The organism is Proteiniphilum sp., assembly GCF_040307845.1.
Classification (GTDB): domain Bacteria; phylum Bacteroidota; class Bacteroidia; order Bacteroidales; family Dysgonomonadaceae; genus Proteiniphilum.
The window spans coordinates 39,793-58,277 of sequence record NZ_JAWRIS010000009.1 but is presented as its reverse complement, the minus strand read 5'-3'; the positions used below and the strand labels follow the sequence as shown (position 1 = coordinate 58,277).

General features: G+C 45.2%; 12 protein-coding genes and 1 tRNA gene. 7 read left to right on the top strand and 6 right to left on the bottom strand.

Annotated features, from left to right (window positions below; all coding sequences use genetic code 11):
- Window positions 1-23: 23 nt before the first annotated feature.
- Entirely contained in the window at window positions 24-1,676 is a 1,653-nt protein-coding gene (locus tag ABV001_RS01945) for an AMP-binding protein (protein WP_352421256.1), read from the bottom strand.
- Window positions 1,677-2,041: 365 nt separating this feature from the next.
- Here ABV001_RS01945 and ABV001_RS01940 point away from each other — a divergent pair, with 365 nt between their 5' ends.
- From ABV001_RS01940 to ABV001_RS01920, 5 genes are all read left to right on the top strand, one after another.
- Window positions 2,042-2,521: a DoxX family membrane protein gene (locus tag ABV001_RS01940; protein ID WP_352421255.1), complete on the top strand. Its 480-nt coding sequence runs from the start codon at window positions 2,042-2,044 to the stop codon at window positions 2,519-2,521.
- Between the two features lie 11 nt (window positions 2,522-2,532).
- Window positions 2,533-4,197 (top strand): Gfo/Idh/MocA family protein, encoded by a 1,665-nt coding sequence (locus ABV001_RS01935; RefSeq protein WP_352421254.1) that lies wholly within the window; start codon window positions 2,533-2,535, stop codon window positions 4,195-4,197.
- A gap of 40 nt (window positions 4,198-4,237) precedes the next feature.
- Window positions 4,238-5,707 carry a glycoside 3-dehydrogenase gene (locus ABV001_RS01930; RefSeq protein ID WP_352421253.1) on the top strand — a complete coding sequence of 490 codons (1,470 nt, stop codon included), beginning with the start codon at window positions 4,238-4,240 and terminating at the stop codon, window positions 5,705-5,707.
- 99 nt (window positions 5,708-5,806) lie between these two features.
- A complete protein-coding gene (locus tag ABV001_RS01925; protein WP_352421252.1) occupies window positions 5,807-6,700 on the top strand; it encodes a 3-keto-disaccharide hydrolase in 894 nt (297 codons plus the stop codon).
- 73 nt (window positions 6,701-6,773) lie between these two features.
- Window positions 6,774-7,646: a sugar phosphate isomerase/epimerase family protein gene (locus ABV001_RS01920; protein WP_352421251.1), complete on the top strand. Its 873-nt coding sequence runs from the start codon at window positions 6,774-6,776 to the stop codon at window positions 7,644-7,646.
- A gap of 61 nt (window positions 7,647-7,707) precedes the next feature.
- On the opposite strand, the gene ABV001_RS01915 is transcribed toward ABV001_RS01920, so the two are convergent.
- The 4 genes from ABV001_RS01915 to ABV001_RS01900 all read right to left on the bottom strand — a co-directional run bounded on the left by ABV001_RS01915 (window position 7,708) and on the right by ABV001_RS01900 (window position 11,589).
- Window positions 7,708-7,781, bottom strand: a tRNA-Gln gene (locus tag ABV001_RS01915).
- Between the two features lie 144 nt (window positions 7,782-7,925).
- Window positions 7,926-9,218: a tyrosine--tRNA ligase gene (gene tyrS, locus ABV001_RS01910; RefSeq protein WP_352421284.1), complete on the bottom strand. Its 1,293-nt coding sequence runs from the start codon at window positions 9,216-9,218 to the stop codon at window positions 7,926-7,928.
- Between the two features lie 140 nt (window positions 9,219-9,358).
- A complete protein-coding gene (locus tag ABV001_RS01905) occupies window positions 9,359-10,804 on the bottom strand; it encodes a TrkH family potassium uptake protein (protein WP_352421250.1) in 1,446 nt (481 codons plus the stop codon).
- Between the two features lie 11 nt (window positions 10,805-10,815).
- The gene (locus tag ABV001_RS01900; protein WP_352421249.1) at window positions 10,816-11,589 is read right to left on the bottom strand and encodes an MCP four helix bundle domain-containing protein; all 774 of its coding nucleotides are present in this window, start codon (window positions 11,587-11,589) and stop codon (window positions 10,816-10,818) included.
- Window positions 11,590-11,841: 252 nt separating this feature from the next.
- Between ABV001_RS01900 and ABV001_RS01895 the strand changes: the two genes are divergently transcribed.
- Both ABV001_RS01895 and ABV001_RS01890 read left to right on the top strand, forming a co-directional pair.
- Window positions 11,842-15,105, top strand: a complete 3,264-nt coding sequence (locus tag ABV001_RS01895) for a SusC/RagA family TonB-linked outer membrane protein (protein ID WP_352421283.1) — start codon at window positions 11,842-11,844, stop codon at window positions 15,103-15,105.
- 101 nt (window positions 15,106-15,206) lie between these two features.
- Window positions 15,207-16,580 (top strand): SusD/RagB family nutrient-binding outer membrane lipoprotein, encoded by a 1,374-nt coding sequence (locus ABV001_RS01890; RefSeq protein WP_352421248.1) that lies wholly within the window; start codon window positions 15,207-15,209, stop codon window positions 16,578-16,580.
- Window positions 16,581-16,725: 145 nt separating this feature from the next.
- On the opposite strand, the gene ABV001_RS01885 is transcribed toward ABV001_RS01890, so the two are convergent.
- The gene (locus ABV001_RS01885; RefSeq protein WP_352421247.1) at window positions 16,726-18,426 is read right to left on the bottom strand and encodes a tetratricopeptide repeat protein; all 1,701 of its coding nucleotides are present in this window, start codon (window positions 18,424-18,426) and stop codon (window positions 16,726-16,728) included.
- Window positions 18,427-18,485 lie beyond the last annotated feature (59 nt).

Below are 18,485 nucleotides of genomic sequence, written 5' to 3'. Positions count from 1 at the left end.
TCTTGGTTGTATGCGTCTTGGATCTAAACATACTTAAACCGCCGGATACTTTGTTTGGGAGTTTTTTCAAATTCCTCTTCCTGGAGCCGGAAGGATGCAATCTTGCTGTAGGATGGCAATTGACTGTTCACCTCTGCGACCACTCCCTGAAATAAGGCGTCCACTTCCAGATCTGTCACCCCATTCTCTTTCAGGGCGTCCTTATCGGCCACGATCAGGGCAACAACCTTTTGATCTTCACTGATAGCCAGTGCCTCGCTGACAAACGGAGAACTGTTGAGCTTCTCTTCAATCTCTTCAGGATAAATATTTTGTCCGGAAGGGCCCAGCATCATATTCTTGCTCCTTCCCCTGATGAAGATGAAATTGCCGCTGTCCATCGTTCCCAAGTCACCGGTTTTCAACCAGCCGTCCACGGTAAACGCCTCTTTGGTAGCTTCCTCGTTTTTGTAATATCCCAGCATCACGTTACTGCCCCGGGTAAGTATTTCACCTACGACATTTTGCGGGTCTTCAGAGTCGATTTTCACTTCCATCCTGTCTACCACCTTTCCACTGGAACGCTCTTTATACTTAGCCCAGTAGGCGTAAGAAATCAATGGACCACATTCGGTCATCCCGTATCCCACGGTGTAGGGAAACCTGATTTTCCTTAAAAACTTCTCCACATCGGGATTGAGCGCGGCACCGCCAATCACCACTTCGACCAGTTCTCCGCCGAAGAACTCTATCATTGACCCACGTACTTTGTTATATATGGCACTGTTCACCAAAGGTATTTTGATGAGTGTCTTTGTTGCCCCTTGTTGCAGTCTGGGTAGTACATTCCGGGTTACGATTTTTTCTATAATAAGAGGGACAGCCAGTACCAATTTGGGTTTCACTTTGGAAAACATGTCAAGCAATACCGGTGGTGAAGGGGTTTTCCCCAGAAAATGGATATGGCAACCCATGGAGATAGAATTGAGTATCTCGAATGCCAGACCATAAGTATGTGCCATCGGTAACATACATACGATATTGTCACCCGATTCAATAAACGGCAGGCTGTCATTCGCGAATTTGGTGTTCGACCAGAGGCTCCTGTAGGGAAGCATGACTCCCTTGGGGCTGCTGGTGGTACCGGAGGTATAATTGATCACAGCCAATTCCTCAGGCTTATCGGTACGGAAAACAATATCATTCACAAAAAATCCTTTTTCGTACTTTTTCCCGAAATAGGCCGGGGCATCTGCATCAAACTGCTTCAACCCGTCGGATGTGGACTTCAGCAACGAGAAGTTTTCAAGGGAAAAAACAGTTTCAATTTTCGGTATGGTTTCCTCATCGATTTCATTCCAGATGCCGCTGTCCACGAATAACATTTTTGAATCGGAATGATCCACAATAAACTGTACGCTGGCCTTGTCGAATTCGTGAAGGATACTTACTGCCACGGCACCATAGGAGAGCACGGCAAAAAAGGAGATGGCCCATCTTGCGGAATTCTTACCACATATCGAGATTTTATCTCCTCGTTGAATGCCTGCAGCTTTGTAATAGTCGTGCAGCCGGTCTATCTCACAGGCAAAATCTTTATAATAGAAAGTATTTCCCTGGAAATCAGTCATCGCCGGCATCTCCCAGTGGTTGCGAATACTTTGCTCGATAAGGCCTAAAAAGGTGTTTTGATTCATCTTCTCAATTTTCAATAAATTAACGGTCGGAACTTCTATCCTGAATATTCATACTCCCTTTCCACGGGCGAAAATAGGATAAAACAGGCAGAAAACCTATTATTTCCCGAATTATTTTCACTACTTTTGTCCTGAAGATTTTTTACAACGTAAGTAATACATAAATTTATATATTAAACAAGTGTTTTTGGGTATTGGACTGTCCAATAAAATGTCGGATTTTTTTCTTTCTTACAAATAAAATATCTAATTTTACTCAATTACTGTAATAAAATTTCATTTTCAAAAATATTTGTTTTACTTTTACACATGCATTCTAAGCCTGAATGATGAATTGTGATGAAAATATTTTAGTCAGATAAGAGATGCAATCAATATGTTATAGCAAATTACAACTATATGCGCTGTTTGTATTACGTGTTTTAATAGGTTGGTATTTTTTATACGAGGGATTGGCAAAGGTATTCACCCCGAACTGGTCGGCCTACGGATACCTGATCGATTCAAAGGGCATTTTTGCTTCGCTTTTTGTACGGCTGGCAGAGAATCCCACATTGCTCGAGATAACCAATTTCATTAATATCTGGGGATTGACGATCTTAGGGCTGCTACTGATCTTAGGGCTCTTCACAAATATTGGTTACATAGGAGCTATGATCTTTTTGTTGCTCTATTACCTTTCGCATCCTCCCTTATTATTTGCGGAATATATCCTGCCCACCGAAGGATCTTATCTATGGGTTGATAAGAATCTGATCCTATTGGTGACAGTGGCGGTATTAATGTTGTTTCCTGCCTCCCGGGCAATCAGTTTTGACAACCTGCTATTTCGTAAAAGTAAGTAATTGTTATTTTTATGGGAGAAGATAAAGATATAAATAATCGGAAAGAAGATAAGGACTCCTCTGCGAATGAGTTCTCCCAGGGGCGTCGTGACGCACTCAAGGTAATAGCGACCGTGCCGGTATTGGGGGCCATGGCTTATGGGGTTTACAGAAAGAAAAAGGCAGAAAACACCAACCGCAATGCTGCGGAGATGTTTCGTTTCGGGAGTAAAGTAGCTCCTTACTCGCCAACTTCTTCCGACGCGCAAGTAATTCGGGTGGGTATCATCGGTTTTGGTATCAGGGGAACACAGTTGATGCAGGGGTTGGGGTTTGCTACTCCCGAATATGTGGAAAACCTGATCGAACAATCAAGAATAAATTCGGCGAATACCCGTTATCAGGATTTTGTAGAGCAGGAGGATTTGCGGGTGGAGATCACGGCGGTCTGCGACATTTTTGACACTTATGCTGAAGCTGCGGTCAACGCCGGTGCAAATATTCACCGGGAAGGAGTGGGAGGGACATTAGGTTCCAAACCCAGGCGTTATCGCCACTATAAGGAATTATTGGCTGCCCCCGATGTGGATGCAGTGGTGATTGCATCGCCGGACCATTGGCATGGTACCATGGCCATGGATGCCCTCAGGGCGGGGAAGCATGTTTATCTGGAGAAACCGATGACATGGACGGTACCGGAGACTTATGAGCTCCGCTCGTTATCGAGAAGCAACCCGCACCTGGTATTTCAGTTAGGACACCAGAACCGGCAGATCGAGGCTTACGAAAGGGCGCGGCAGATCATTGAAAAAGGCTTGCTGGGGAGGATATCCCTGATAGAGACCGGTACCAACCGTAATGATCCCAACGGTGCATGGGTTTATCCCATACATAAGGATGCCAATCCAAAAACCATCGATTGGAAACAGTTTGAAGGAGATCCGGACAGGATAAAGGAATATATGGATTATATGACTTCGGCTGGATTGTCGGAGTACGTAGGACCGGAATCCCGCGATAAGTTCAGCCTGGAACGGTTTTTCCGCTGGCGTTGCTGGTGGGATTACAGTACCGGATTGAGCGGCGACCTGCTGACACACGAGTATGATGCGATGAACCAGATCCTTCATCTGGGTATTCCCTCGTCGGCCAGTTCTTCAGGTGGCGTCTATTTCTTTAAAGATGGACGTACCGTACCCGATGTGTTGCAGACGGTATTCGAGTTCAAGGAAAGGGAACTCACCATGTTGTATTCCGCTACGTTGGCCAACCAGTTCAGCCGCAGCCGTAAGATCATGGGACATGATGCGACCATGGAGGTGGGTAACACGCTTGCGGTAACTGTGGATCCGCGGTCCGAGCAATACCGTACGCAGATCGAACAGGGAGTTGTGAAGCCGGGGGAACCATTTTATACTTATATTCCGGGACAGAGTGTGGATGCCGTTTCTACCGCTACCGAAAGGTATTTTGCCGAGAGGGGACTTCTCTATTCATTCATCGGCGGAAAACGTTATAACACTACTTTCCTGCATCTGAAAGAGTGGCTCGAATGTATCAGAAACGGTACACAACCCTCCTGCAGTATCGATCAGGGATTCGAAGAAGCCATTACCGCCCATATGGGAACACGGGCATACATGGAAGGAAGAACTATGTATTGGGATAAGGATAAAGAACAGATAACCAGAGAATAAATATCTAAAACGTCAAAAATTTAATCCAAAAAAAGTACTTATGTCATCAAAAATTACAAGGAGAAAATTCTTAGAAACCGGTGCGATAGCAGCAGCCGGTCTAACAGTTGTGCCTTCTTCGGTACTCGGGAAAAGTATGGGGTACAAGGCCCCGAGCGATAAGCTCAACATCGCTGCCGTTGGAATAGGGGGGATGGGGAATTCTAACCTGAAACAGCTCGTGAGTGAGAATATCATCGGGCTTTGCGATGTAGACTGGAAATACAGCAAACATGTATTCGACGAACATCCCAATGCCAAGAAGTATTACGACTACAGGAAAATGTATGATGAGTTGGGTAAATCCATCGATGGGGTAGTAGTTGCTACTGCCGACCATACCCATGCGATCATTGCCGCTGATGCCATGACCATGGGTAAACATGTGTATGTACAGAAACCGCTTACCCATAGCGTATACGAATCACGTCTGTTAACTAAGCTTGCGGCCAAGTACAAGGTGGCTACCAGCATGGGGAACCAGGGTTCATCCGGTGCCGGTGTACGTCAGGTGATTGACTGGATCAGGGACGGACAAATCGGGGAAGTGACCAAAGTAGATACCTTTACCGACAGGCCTATCTGGCCGCAAGGGCTGATGATTCCTAAGAAAACGGACAAGGTTCCTTCTACCTTGAAGTGGGATCTCTTTATCGGACCGGCCAATAATCGCCCATTCAATGAAATTTACCATCCATGGAACTGGCGTGGATGGTGGGATTTCGGAACCGGTGCTTTGGGTGATATGGCTTGCCACATCCTTCATCCGGTATTCAAAGGGTTGAACCTGGGATATCCCACAAAAGTACAGGGATCATCCACCATGTTGCTTACCGACTGTGCTCCTAATGCCCAGATGGTAAAATATGTGTTTCCACAGCGTGACAACATGCCCAAAGTGGGTATGCCCGAAGTGGAAGTGACCTGGTACGACGGAGGTTTGACTCCCATTCGCCCCGAAGGTATGCCTGCCGGTAAGGATTTGAATAACCAGGGGGGTGGGGCGATCTTCTACGGAACGAAAGATACGTTGATTTGTGGTTGTTACGGAAGAGATCCCTGGTTGATATCGGGACGTACTCCCAATTCTCCCAAGACACAGCGTGAAGTGACCCTTTCTCACGAAATGGACTGGGTGCGCGCATGTAAGGAATCTCCCGCAAACCGTGTTGAAACAGCCTCTCCTTTCTCCGAAGCAGGTCCTTTCAATGAGATGGTAGTGATGGGCGTACTTGCGGTGAGACTGCAAGGGCTCAACCAGGAACTGCATTGGGATGGTGAAAATATGAAATTCACCAATATCCCCGCTGATGCGACTGTTAAAACCATTATCGAAGACGGTTTCAAGATCACTGACGGTCACCCCACATTCAACAAAACATGGACAGAACCGGTGAATGCCATTGCGTATGCTGAAGAGATGATCAAGCATACTTACAAGAATGGATGGAAATTGCCGGACATGCCTTAATTGCACAGTAATTGAAGGGAATAGCGGCGGTGTTTCTCCGTCGTTATTCCCTGATTTCAACAGAAGTTAATTATCAGTTTAATTAAAAGGGAAATAGTTATGAAAAGAGTAAAAAAATCAATTTACGGATTAAGTTGTTGTATGCTTGCAAGTGTATTGATGGCTTGCGGCGGTGGTGCAAAAAAGACTGATGCTGCCGCAGATAATGCAGCCGATTCTACGACAGAAAGTGCAGTACCTGAATATACAGTATTGGATAACCCTCAGGTAGATTTGTCACAGTTCCAGACAGATAAAGATGGGTACATTGTTATCTTCAACGGGAAAGATTTTACAGGATGGAGAGGTTACGGAAAAGAGAACGTTCCGGGAAAATGGACTATCGAAGACGGCGCCATCAAGTTTAACGGTTCAGGCGGGGGCGAAGCCCAGGAAGCTGATGGTGGAGACATCATCTTTGCCCACAAGTTTAAAAATTTCGAACTGGAATTTGAATGGAAAGTTGCCAAAGGCAGTAATTCCGGTGTACTTTACCTTGCGCAGGAAGTACAGACCAAAGACCCCAACACCGGAGAGGCGAGGATGGAACCCATTTATATCTCTGCTCCCGAAGCGCAGATATTGGATAACGAAAATCACCCCGATGCTAAATTGGGTAAGGATAACAACCGTCAGTCAATGTCGCTGTACGATATGATCCCGGCTGTTCCCCAGAACTCAAAACCGTTTGGTGAATGGAATACCGGTGGAGTTATGGTGTTTAAAGGAACCGTTGTGCATAGGCAGAATGGCGAAAATGTGGTTGAATATCACTTGTGGACACCACAATGGACAGACCTGTTGCAGGCAAGCAAATTCAGCCAGGAAAAATGGCCTTTGGCATTCGAATTGTTGAATAACCTTGGCGGTCCTAACCGTGAAGGTTACATCGGTTTCCAGGATCATGGTGACGATGTGTGGTTCAGGAATATCAGAGTCAAAGTATTAGATTAATATTATTCAACAACCGGAAAGAATATTTCTGCCTAAAAGGTGGAAATATTCTTTTCTTTAAAGAAATAGGACAATGAAAAAAGGATCATTATTATTAATGGCTGCGTTTCTGGTCGGACTGTTTATTCTACCGGCCTGTGCCCCACAGAAGAAAGAAATTTATCTGCAGCTTTATTCAGTGCGCGACGATATCAAGGCCGACTATACAGGTACTATCGCTAAAGTGGCTGAAATGGGTTATACAGGAGTAGAAGCAGCCAGTTATGCCGACGGAAAGTTCTATGGATTGTCTCCGGCCGACTTCAAGAAATCTATCGAAGATGTGGGTATGGAAGTACTCTCTTCCCATACGGCAAGGCCCTTGGCCGACAGTGTGGCAGCCACCAACTGGGATGAAACCTGGGCATGGTGGGATACCGCTATTAAAGCGCATAAAGAGGCTGGTATGAAATATATCGTGACTCCCTGGATGCCGACACCCGCTACATTGGCCGACTTACAGGCCTATTGCGATTATTACAATCAGATCGGTGAGAAATGTAATGCTGCTGGCCTCCGTTTCGGTTATCACAATCACAATTTCGAATTCCAGGAAATTGAAGGCCAGTTGATGTATGACTATATGCTCCAGAATACCGATCCTTCCAAAGTATTCTTCCAGATGGACGTATATTGGTTAGGGGAAGGCGGTAAAAATCCGGTAGACTACTTCAATACTTATCCCGGTCGTTTCGAACTTCTCCATATCAAAGATGAACTCGAAATAGGCAAAAGTGGAAAAGTGGATTTTGAAAGCATCTATAACAATGCGGGGACAGCCGGCACCAAATATATGATTGTGGAGGTGGAAAGGTATACCGAAGGATTAACTCCTTTTGAAAGTGTGAAGGAAAGCTACGACTTTTTGAATAATGCTCCTTATGTGAAGGCTGTTTATTCAAAATAACTTCTTCTCCATTTATACGCACAAAAAAACCGGACAAATAATGTTCGGTTTTTTTTTAACTTGGTTGTCCCACCAGGATTCGAACCTAGACTGGCTGAACCAAAATCAGATGTGCTACCATTACACCATGGGACAATCCTTATCTGCTTCGTGAAAAGCAGTGCAAAAGTAGTATAATAATTGTAACCGTCCAAATAATTCCGGCGATTTTTCAATCAAAAAGCAGTTGTAATGCGGGCTGACCACTTAGCCACCTATTTCACTTAGGTACTTAACCACTTATTCTGCAATCAGCAGGAAGTAATTCTTTTTCCCCCTTTGGGCAAGAATATATTTGTTACCGATAAGGTGTGTAAGGCTGATAGTCTCGTCGAACGATTCCAGTTTCTCCTTGTTAATCATCACGCCGCCCGACTGTACGGTCTTGCGCATCTCTCCTTTCGAAGGAAATACGGCTGCTTCTTCGGTAAGCAGATCGACTGCTTTAATTCCCAATGACAGTTTCTCACGTGAAACGATAAATTGCGGAACGCCTTCAAATACCTGTAAAAACGTCTCTTCGTCAATAGCGCGGAGCGACTGTGAGGTAGACTTGCCGAACAGTATCTCTGAAGCATTGACAGCCATCTCATAATCCTCACGTGAATGTACCATTACTGTGATCTCTTCGGCCAGTCGTTTCTGCAGTGGCCGAAGATGTGGTGCGGATTGTTGCTCTGCAACCAATGCTTCTATTTCCTCCTTCGTGAGGGAAGTGAAGATCTTGATATATTTCTCGGCATCTGCATCGCTCACATTGAGCCAGAACTGATAAAATTTATAGGGTGAGGTGTAACGGCGGTCGAGCCATACATTGCCGCTCTCGGTCTTGCCGAACTTTCCTCCGTCGGCTTTGGTGATAAGCGGACAGACTAAAGCATAGGCCTCGCCTCCTTCCACACGGCGGATCAACTCCGTGCCGGTAGTAATATTTCCCCATTGGTCGGATCCCCCCAATTGCAGTCGGCATCCCTTGTCTCGGTAAAGATGGAGAAAGTCATATCCTTGTAGCAGTTGATAGGAAAACTCGGTAAACGACATGCCTTCACTCGATTCTCCACTTAATCGTTTTTTTACCGAGTCTTTTGCCATCATATAGTTGACAGTAATATGCTTACCGATATCGCGGATAAAATTCAGGAAAGAATAATCTTTCATCCAATCGTAATTATTCACCAGGATAGCCCTGTTGGGAATTTCGCTTTCGAAGTCGAGGAATTTTGCCAGCTGTTTTTTGATGGCTTCCTGGTTATGACGTAATGTTGCTTCGTCGAGTAGGTTGCGTTCCGCCGATTTCATGGAGGGGTCACCGATCATTCCCGTAGCACCGCCTACCAGCGCGACAGGGGTGTGTCCCGCGCGCTGAAAATGCTTCAGCATCATCACGCCTACCAAGTGTCCTATATGCAATGAATCGGCTGTAGGATCAATACCTAAATATCCAGCTGTCCGCTCTTTCAATAACTGTTCTTCCGTTCCGGGCATTATCTCATGTATCATACCACGCCAACGGAGCTCTTCCACAAAGTTTATCATTTAATTATATCTATATATCGGTTCTTATTAAAAACACAAAGGTACGATTTTTTATTTAACAGAGTTGCTATTCGCTCGTTGTATTGGCGTTATCGGTTCTCAACGAATCTTGTGTTATGGCTCCAAAAAATTTTATTCTAATCTTTCCTGAATAAGAGTAAGAAAAGAGCAAATACGTTCATGATTTCCAGACGTCCCAACAACATGTTGACTGAAAGTATGTATTTGGCCGTATTGGGTAGCTGACCATAATTGCCGAACGAACTCACTTCCCCGAAACCGGGGCCTACGTTTCCTATGGTGGCAATGGAAGCCGACAGGGAAGTCATCCCGTCTATTCCCATAGCTGCCAACAGGAGGGTCGTGATCATCATCGTAAAGAGATAGGCGATGATAAAAGTTACGATTTGTAACTCAAGGCCGTGGTCGATAATCTTCTTGTCCATTTTCACTACGTATATTCCCTCAGGATGAATGATTGACTTTAACTGTTTTCTTACCGATGCGAAAAAGAGGTAGATCCGGTCGAATTTGATACCTCCGGCCGTAGAGCCGACCATTCCGCATTGCATGGAATAATAGAGAAGCAAAATGATAGAGAACAGAGGCCACTTTGCCGTATCTGCAGTGACAAGGCCGGTAGTGCTTACCAATGAAATAACCTGAAAGGCGGCGTATCGCAATGACTCTCCTAATCCATATACTTTTTCCTGTGTCAGTTGGAAAGCTACCAGCATAATCCCGATGAATGTGACAAACATATACATGCGTGCGGGACGGGAGGTGAAAATATTTATTTTTTTGTTTGTCATAGAGGCGTAGACTAATCCGAAGTGCATGCTGCTGACAAGCATGAAAAGCATAATGACCACTTCGATCCAAATGTTGTTATAAGCGGCAATACTCAGGTTCTTCGTGGAAAAACCAGCTGTCGCAACGGTGGAGAATGAATGACAAATGGCGTCGAAAAAAGTCATGCCGAACAATTTCAACAGAATTGTCTCTACTATGATCAGCGTGAAATAGACGGTTACTATCATCCGTATGATATGCCGGGACCGGGTACGGAAACTCATCTTCGACAGGTCGGACACTTCCGAACGGTAAAAACTGGATTGTACCCCTTTCTTCTCCGGAAGAACCAATAATACAAAAAGAATAATCCCCACACCGCCGATAAATGAGGTAGAAGAACGCCAGAATAACAATCCTTTCGGAAGTACCTCCACGTTGTTTAATATACTTGCTCCGGTTGTAGTATAACCCGAGACACTCTCGAAAAGTGCATTCGCCAGCGTGAATTCCCCACCCCAGATATAGTAGGGGATCATGCCGACGATACAGGTGATGATCCACCCGGTTACACTGATAACCAATCCTTCGTGAAACGAAATCTCCTCTATCTTTTCCACAAAAATCTGTGGAAAGCTTCCCAGGGAGGCCGTTAACAGGGCGCTGAACAGGAGTGCACTCACCGAATTCTCGCCGTGGGCAAAGGAGATCACAGCAGAGATAAACAGGAATAACGCATTGAACAGTAGGATATAACCGAGGTATTTGATAACCACTCTTGTACGTATCATCAATCTGAAATTTACATTGAATTTTTTGTCCGCCGGAGCCTGTATATTAACTGGTTGATTTCTTCTTCCAGCTTCTTGAATTCATCTTTGGATACAATTCCGGCGACCAGTTGGCCTTTTTCCGGATAATATTCCTTTACACTGCTGATCAGTTGCCTGACAGGACGGATAAAATAGGTATGGATAAAAAAGTAGAGCAACAGAGCAAAGATGATAGCGGCCGCGATAGAGACGATGGCCGGCATCATGGCCCGGCGCGATTGTTCTTTTACGATCCCTGCCTGCCGGTACATCTGATCCTGGTTCAACACCATCAAGTTGTTGATAGCCTCTTTTGTTTTAAGGAAAAGCGAGTCCGTTTCGGTATCGTATATCCGTTTGAACTCTTCGGCGCTGCGCCCGTCCTCCAGTATCTTCTTTACGGAAGAGTGGTATTGTTCATACTCATCCATAACCGCTATCACATACCGTGGTTCATTGGCTTCGGTGATGTTCTTTTCCATATTGACGATCGCTTTCCGGATGATTGAATCAGCACTCCAAACAGTCTCGATTCCCGCATCTTTATTTCCGATCATCCACAACAAAATGCCGCTGTCTTCCCTTTCTACTGCATCGAGCATTTTCTTCGCCGATTCAATGGATTGATAATTGTTTTTCAATACGGTGTCCACCGAATTCCCTATTTTCCTGAAATCCAGAATAGACATAATGCCGGCAGCCATCAGCATTACAATGAGGAGGGAGAGGCTGAGCACGATTTTTATTTTGAGTGACTTTACCATCTTGATTGTATTTGGATCGGGAGATAATTTCCTGACTGGCAAAGTTACGAGTTTTCCGGTTTGTTTATTTACAATGTGTGTTTTTTTGTAAAAACTGCTTGGAAACTCAAAAAACGAATATAGCAGGCGGAGGGTAACACTATCGACGAAACGTAATATTTCCTTCATTTTATCTTAACCTGTCCGTAATATTATAACTATATCTTCGCACTCGAATTAGTTATACAATCAAAATTAAATTTAAATTAAATGATGAAAATCAATTTTTCAGCCCTGTTTTTCAGCTTGCTGTTATGCTTTGCATTTTTCACAGAAGGAGCGTATGCCCAGAAACGCCTTTTAAGGGGTAATGTGAAAGATAATGCCGGTATTCCCCTCATAGGGGTCAATGTGGTAGAGAAAGGGACAACTAACGGAACAGTGACGGATGTCAACGGGGATTTCTCATTGAATGTGCCTGCGAACTCCACCATCGTATTTACATATATTGGTTTTGCCGGACAGGAACTTGCCTGGGATGGAACTTCGGTGATCAACGCCATACTGCATGAAGATTCCGAAATACTGGATGAGGTGGTTGTCACCGCCCTTGGGATTAAAAGGGAGGCAAGAGGATTGGGTTATTCCACGGAAAACCTCGATGGAGAATCTATTTCCAATACGATGCCCAATAACTGGTCGACCGGCTTATCCGGGAAAGTGGCCGGATTGAACATAGTGAGTCCCGGCGGGCCATTATCGTCCACCAGGGTTTCCCTTCGGGGTGATGTGTCACTGAATGTCAACGGCAATAGTGCGCTGATCGTGGTTGACGGCGTCCCCCTGAGTAATGACATTACCAATCCCGGTATGGCATATGGGGCGGGTGATGCGGCAGAGCTTTCTATCGACTATGGGAATGGGTTTGCCGATATTAATCCGAACGACATCGCCAGCATCCAGGTATTGAAAGGGGCAAGCGCTACTGCATTGTACGGATCCCGCGCGGCCAACGGTGTGATCATGGTTACGACCAAATCGGGAGAGAAAGCGACAAAAGGTATCGGAGTTGAGTTTACTTCGAATCTGAATATAGAAGATGTGATGAGATGGCCCGATTATCAATACGAATTCGGGCAGGGGCTTCCCTCGAATATCGGTAAAGCCGGTACGGAATATGCAGGGCAACTCTATTATTCATACGGAGCATCTCCTGACGGCAATTCGAGTACAAGCGGGACAAGCAGCGCCTATGGAGCCAGGTTCGATTCCAATCAACTCTATTACCAATACGATCCCGAACTACAGGATAGGGCAGAAAAGCCAACTCCCTGGATTGCTTATCCGAATAACCGTAAAGACCTTTTTCAATTGGGGTATACATTGACCAACACGGTAGCCATTACGGGAAAATCGGACAGAGGTTCTGTCAGGGGCGCTATAACGTATGCAAAAAACGAATGGATCCTGCCGAACACAGGATACGACAGATTCACTTTAAGTGTGGGCGGTCAACAGCAGATATCCGACCGGTTGAAAATTGATTTCAGGTCGAGTTATACGAATCGTAAAGTAGATAATACTCCTGCATTGGGGTATAACAGTAATTCAATATCCTATTTCCTGATTTTCCAGAATCCTAACGTAAATCTCGACTGGTTACGGCCGATGTGGAGGACCGGGCAGGAAAATGTGAGGCAGTTGCAACCATACAGTTCATTTATCGGGAATCCTTTTGTGATATTGTATGAGTCGGAAAACCCTTCACGGAAACACAGCAACGTAAGTTCGTTATCCGCCACCTTCGACATAACATCCAAACTTGCACTTATGGTGCGTTCCGGTATACAACTCTCTTCCGAACAAAGGGAGCAGCATCGTCCCATCAGTGATGTGGTCTTCGGGAACGGATTTTTCAAAAAGGAAAACGTGTTTGATTATGAGATCAACTCCGACGCATTGCTTACTTATCATGATACGTTTGATAACGGGATCAACTTCAGTGCTTCCGTCGGAGGAAATATGATGCAGTCGAAATATGACCTACTGTCGGCTTCAGTCAACGGATTAAAGACTCCCGGAATATATAAACTGGCGAATGGAGCATCCAACCCGTATGTGGTGACAAGAATACGGAATAAAGCCATCAACAGCTTATACTTCATGACCAACTTATCGTACAAGAATGTGCTGTTCATGGATATTACCGGGCGTAACGACTGGTCGTCGACCCTGCCGAAAGAGAACAGGTCGTTCTTTTATCCTTCGGTAAGCCTGAGCGCTATTATGAATGAAATGATCTCCATGCCCGAGGTAATAAGTTTCATGAAACTAAGGGCTTCATGGGCGCAGGTAGGTAATGACACGGATCCGTATAAAACATCGCAATATTACGATACCAGCACTTTCCCCGGATCGCTCCAATTGCCCACGACCCTTTTCAACAGGGATTTCAAACCGGAGATATCTACCAATTATGAATTGGGTTTTGATTACAGGATGTATGAAGACCGGTTGGGAGTTGATTTCACCTATTATTATAACAGGACCAAGAACCAGATACTGGATGCGCCGATCGACCCGACTACAGGATATACCCGGGCAACGATTAACTCCGGAACAGTACAGAATAGCGGTTTTGAAGTCGAATTCAATGCAATCCCGGTTGCGACACGCGATTTCAGATGGAGATCTGCGGTTACATGGGCTAAGAATAATAATAAGATCCTTTCTTTGGCTGAGGGGTCCGACGAGAACCAGGTGATAGCGACCGTAGGCTCGGTTGTGTCACTGATCGGTACCGTAGGCGGTTCCGTAACCGACCTTTGGGGTTATAAACTGGTGAGAAATGAGAATGGGGACGTGGTGATAGGTCCTAACGGCCTTCCGGAACAGGCAGGCGAGATTGAATTTGTAGGGAATGCGAGTCCTGACTGGAAAGCAGGATTCTTTAATGAGTTCAAATACAAAAATTTTACTTTCAGCTTCCTGTTGGACGGACAAATCGGGGGCATGGTTTATTCCCAGTCACATCATAAAATGAGCGAGCAGGGTAAACTGGCGCACACGCTGAACGGACGTCTGCCGGGTACGGAATACTATATCCCCGCAGATGATCCCCGCATTACGTCCGATCCCGGTCTGGTAAACCTGGGAGGGGTATATATGGTGGCTCCGGGTGTGGTCAGGAACGGTGACGGATCTTATAGTCCCAATGAAAAATTGGTTACGGTAGAGGCTTACAATAAGGAATATTACAGAAGGGCAAATGTGGAGACAAATACTTTTGACGCTTCATTTATAAAATTACGGGAGATACGCCTGGAATATGCATTGCCTGCAAGGTTATTGGCCAGAACCCCGTTTTCGGTACTCTCTGTAAGTGTTTACGGCAGGAATCTCCTGACATTTACCGACTATCCCCTTTATGATCCTGAAATTGCCGCATTGGACGGCAATGCCATGGTAGTGGGAATAGAAAACGGTTCTATCCCATCCACAAAATCGTACGGTGTAAATTTGAATATTAGCTTTTAAAAATAATGAAGATGAGAAAGTTTAAGTTTATAAAAGACAGTTTTTTTGTCATAGTTTTACTATTCAGTATAATTCTTGGTTCCTGTGAAAATTTTGATGATTTGAATACGGATCCTACACGCATGCAGGAATCAAATCCCGGTGTTTTCCTGAATCCTGTCCTGTATGAAGTGGGCAGCTATAACTGGAGTCGGTATAACGGTTTTACGTTTCACCTGATGCAGTCTATCGTAACTACCAATAGTACAGGGGGATTGGGATGGTATTATATTTCCGATGCCGCGGGAGATGGTCACTGGAGTGTCTACTACCGTTGGCTCAACAATATCCGGGAAATGGAAAAACAGGCCGCGATGCTGAATGAAACAAATTACCGCGCAATCGCCAAAACCCTTCAGAGCTGGATGTACAGCATAATGGTGGATAGTTTTGGCGATATTCCCATGAGTGAAGCGACAAGGGGCGACGAGGGGGTGTTTACGCCGAAATTCGACACGCAGATGGAGGTATACAAATCCATTTTGCAGGATCTGGATTCCGCTAACCTGCTGTTTAATGAAACCGCCGGCCTGAGATATAATACAGACGGTGAAATGTTATATGGCACCGACAACGCATTGGTTTCCGGTGTGTCGGCCGGTATTACCAAATGGAGGAAATTTGCCAACTCTCTCCGGATCCGGATTTTATTAAGAGGGTTGAATGTCCCCGGATTGAATGCCGAATCGGAATTGAAAAAAATGCTCAATGCGCCGGCTACTTATCCTGTTTTTGAATCAAATGAAGACGCAGCGGAACTGTTTATTTCGGGAGTTTTCCCTGCCGAGCCACCGATGACCCGTCCGCAGGATTTCACTTCCTACAAAGTACTGTCGGAGTTTTTTATCGACAATTTGAAAAATTGGAATGATCCCCGGTTACCTGTTTTTGCTACCCAGGCGACCAATGACAATCAAAAATCGTACGTGGGATGGCCCAGCGGATATAATATCGCTCCTTCTTTTAACGGTTCAGGCCCGAACCAGAACATTGTAAAACCGCCGTTAGAACTTACTCTGATGGGTTATGCGGAGCTGGAGTTTATAAAAGCGGAACTGGCACTGAAAAATATAATCAGTTCCGATGCCGGGACACACTATAAAAACGGTGTACAAGCGGCTATTGAAAGATGGGGCGCAACATTTCCCGCAAGCTATTTCGATAATGAAGAAACAGAATTCAACGGTACACTGGAAAGAATCATGATCCAGAAGTTTTACGCGTTGTTCTTTTGCGATTACCAGCAGTGGTTCGAATATAACCGGACCGGATTGCCGCAGATGCCGGTAGGGGATGGGGTACCTACAGGTAATGTGATGCCCAGACGGTTTAAATATCCGGTCATTTTACAGCGGAACAATATGGCCAATTATCAGGATGCCAAAGAAAATATGGGTGGGGATGATTTCAATATCAAACTGATTTGGCAGAAGTAAAATGAACCCGATTCTGCCCGGTGATACGAGCAGTTTTATCCTTTGTCACAAAAAAAAGTGGATCGATGCGATCCACTTTTTTTATTCACTTTGCCTTCCGTTTGTTTAGCTTAACGAAAACGCCAATGATTTTCTACTTCATATTTTAACCTACAATCGACATAAATTCCTGATTGGTGCGGTATTTTGCGAATTCCAAATCGTTCAGCGCCTTTGCTGCAATACTTCTATCGCGGCCGATGGCCGTACGCAGGTTCGATGTCACTTCGTTGAAATTATTGGTTCTGGAGGCGATTATGGCAAGCAGATAGGCTGTTACGGCATCGGGATTATCGACAGCTTCCAGTGTTTGTTTGGCCTTATTGTAGTCTCTCACCAATAGTTGTGCCAGACCGGCATTATTGCTTTTGCTTTCGCCGTAAGCTCCTACGGCCTGATTGTAATTACCCTGTAACAGGTTGAGAAGCCCCATGGCTTCGTCGAGCCCGTCAGCACCGGGAGAACGTCCCAGCAGTTCATTGGCGGAGTTAAGGTCATTGTCCATAATAGCGAACAAAGCTTTGTTCATATTCACTTCGGGAGCCGAAGGATTAACCTGTGCTGCGCGGTCGAATGACTGTTTTGCTTTGGCATATTCTCCACGTTTAAAGAACATCGTACCGATATTGTTCCATCCCCTGTAATCATTGGAGAAGTTGGCAGTAACATATTGATAAATATTTTCTTTCACGCTTTGGTCGTCGGTAAGCGTTGAAGCATACAGTAATTCTTCCACCGACAATTCTTTCGGATTTTGTTTCCATGCTGTCATGATCTCATCATCCGACTTGCCTACGATCTCGATATTGGCGATAATGCGTGAACGGCGCAGTTGCGGCAGAATAGTTCCGGCGAGTTCCTCAAATACATAGGAGATATTTTTGATTTCCCTTTCACGGGTCTCGGAATCGGGATACATCTCCAATACCCGGAGGATCAATTCCTTGTCCTGCAGATTAGAGGCTGAAACCAACTGGCGGAATCCTTCCCAGTCCTGGGCAGTATAATGTGCATAGACTTCAGTATCGATCTTTCTCTTGTCCAATTCACTTTCCAAATATTTGGATGTGTTACGTTCACGTTCAGCGGCAAGCCTTTCGTTGAGGGAGAGCCCGCCATCGGGTGATGCATAGGCTGATACTTCTACGTTCACATTTTGTTTTGGATCGTTGAATGCTTCTTCTACGCGACGTTTCCATTCGCTCATATCACGTGAGTTCAACTCGCTTTGGCGCAGGTTGGCCTGTTGGATAACGAACATGATATTGGCTTCCTGAGCATCCTGAATGATACGCTGGAATCCGTCGGGAGCTACCGAAGGAGGGGTGGTTCCCACATCTGCCAGGGCTGAAGTGGCGATCACTCCATCAGCCACTTTCAGGTCGGGCAGATTGGAGCGTTTGTTCTTGATTCTTCCGTCGAACCGGAGATATAGTTCCGATGACTGCATCTCGGAAGAGTAGGGAAACGAACTGTTCATCGAGAAGTTTCCCCCCCTGTTTTGAGAAATGGTGATCCTGTTCCCGGAGATGCTCTCCCCCTGATAACTGTAGGGAGTGCCGGCAATTTCACCACTTGCATATTTCAGGATGGGGGTGATAGTTACCGTGGCATTTTTATTAAACCATTTTTCGGGGAATGTACCGTTGATGGTCACAGGAATCTGGTTTCCCACCGTTTCAAGCGGAGAAGGCGTTACGTTGAAATTATTCTGCGTAAGCGGCGTTAATTTGCTGCTGCAGGAAGTCGAGAAGATGGCGACCCCGACAATGAGCAGAAGGGATAAAATAGATGATTTTCTTTTCATGTGTAATTTTTTTAATATGTTGCATTGATCAATTTTCCAAGAATTTATGCAGGACAAAA

What these genes read in the sequence shown, in the direction of transcription:
- ABV001_RS01945 (WP_352421256.1), bottom strand. Translation starts at nt 1,676, where the DNA reads ATGAATCAAAACACCTTTTTAGGCCTTATCGAGCAAAGTATTCGCAAC.
- ABV001_RS01940 (WP_352421255.1), top strand. Translation starts at nt 2,042, where the DNA reads ATGCAATCAATATGTTATAGCAAATTACAACTATATGCGCTGTTTGTA.
- ABV001_RS01935 (WP_352421254.1), top strand. Translation starts at nt 2,533, where the DNA reads ATGGGAGAAGATAAAGATATAAATAATCGGAAAGAAGATAAGGACTCC.
- ABV001_RS01930 (WP_352421253.1), top strand. Translation starts at nt 4,238, where the DNA reads ATGTCATCAAAAATTACAAGGAGAAAATTCTTAGAAACCGGTGCGATA.
- ABV001_RS01925 (WP_352421252.1), top strand. Translation starts at nt 5,807, where the DNA reads ATGAAAAGAGTAAAAAAATCAATTTACGGATTAAGTTGTTGTATGCTT.
- ABV001_RS01920 (WP_352421251.1), top strand. Translation starts at nt 6,774, where the DNA reads ATGAAAAAAGGATCATTATTATTAATGGCTGCGTTTCTGGTCGGACTG.
- ABV001_RS01905 (WP_352421250.1), bottom strand. Translation starts at nt 10,804, where the DNA reads ATGATACGTACAAGAGTGGTTATCAAATACCTCGGTTATATCCTACTG.
- ABV001_RS01900 (WP_352421249.1), bottom strand. Translation starts at nt 11,589, where the DNA reads ATGGTAAAGTCACTCAAAATAAAAATCGTGCTCAGCCTCTCCCTCCTC.
- ABV001_RS01895 (WP_352421283.1), top strand. Translation starts at nt 11,842, where the DNA reads ATGAAAATCAATTTTTCAGCCCTGTTTTTCAGCTTGCTGTTATGCTTT.
- ABV001_RS01885 (WP_352421247.1), bottom strand. Translation starts at nt 18,426, where the DNA reads ATGAAAAGAAAATCATCTATTTTATCCCTTCTGCTCATTGTCGGGGTC.